The 1,182-nt window shown below is 39.7% G+C and carries 1 protein-coding gene; it reads left to right on the top strand.

The window, feature by feature from the left end:
- Positions 1-421 precede the first annotated feature (421 nt).
- Positions 422-688 (top strand): hypothetical protein, encoded by a 267-nt coding sequence (locus tag ASC93_RS30755; protein ID WP_157201917.1) that lies wholly within the window; start codon positions 422-424, stop codon positions 686-688.
- The last annotated feature ends 494 nt before the right edge of the window (positions 689-1,182 follow it).

Here is a 1,182-nt window from a genome sequence, read left to right as displayed (position 1 = left end):
AATCCTGCCAGTTAGCTTAACGCCTATCAGCTACATATGTACAAAATCCTTTATTTTGTGAAGTAGTCCGGCCTCTTCAAAAATGAAAAACAGAGCAATTGAAAGCTAGCCTAAGAAAATGAAAAAAAGGACCGGTCCGCAAATGATGCGAACACGGTCCTTTTTTTACGATTGTTCCACGGAAGGAAAATTGGCGCTCACGGCTGAATTTGGGGGAATATCGAGGTTGAAATCATGCTAAATAGCCGCTCACTCTTCTCCATTTGTTTTTCAAAATGGAGAAGAGTGAGCGGAACCGGAACGAAGTGGAGGCATCTGCTCTACTCCTGGATCGTTAAGATTAGCGAAAGAAGGATTGGTGCATTTTTCAAAAATAATTAAAAGGAGTTATTTGTTATGATTGTTTTTGGAGGCGGTAAAAATGAAGTTATTTGAAACAGTAAAAAAGAGTTGGCAAAAAGAATGGCGAAGAAGGTCTAAACCTATATTTATTTTAGATATATTGCTTGTAGTTGGAGCACTTGTATTGTTTTTAATCAATCCACTAAATTTTCTTATTTTTTATCTAGTGTCCGCTAGTTTCATTATAAGAAGTATTGAAGAATTTTTCATGAAAGATGCTGCATTGAAATATATTTCAAATTTTTTTATTGGGCTTCTTTTTCTATTATGGGCACTATCTTATTGAAGTAACGGATAATGATAGTTCAATAAAACAGCGGCAGTCTAGGACTTCATTTTCAAGTCCCTGGCTGCCGCTATTTCTTTTATTGGGGCACTTTATTTTCTTTCAACAGGAAGCGCAAACGATTCGGGGTCTGGGGGCGAAGCCACCAGGCGAGTCTGGGCGGCAGGCCCAGCAAGATGACGGAGGATATCCGGGAGAACGATGAGCGGCAGCGAAATCGGACTCGCGGATATCCGTAGGCGAATCTTGCCAAACCATAACAAGAGTTTTTCGAATTTGTACATACAAATTCAATGCTTGCTATTCCTTTCCAACATTCCTCATTCTTATCTTCGCTCTATCATTTCCTTTACTTGGATTGAAGATTGAAACGTACTTTTTCGTTCGCATATCCCGACACACGAAGGCGGAGCCGCTTCTGACTTGTCATAATTTTTACCAATGAGGGGAAAACTGTACTCAAAACCTATCACACTTGAAAGGAGCGCATACGA

Origin of the sequence: Massilia sp. Root335 (assembly GCF_001425685.1) — a bacterium.
Lineage (GTDB): Bacteria > Pseudomonadota > Gammaproteobacteria > Burkholderiales > Burkholderiaceae_D > Telluria > Telluria luteola.
This window is presented reverse-complemented; position numbering and strand designations above follow the sequence as displayed.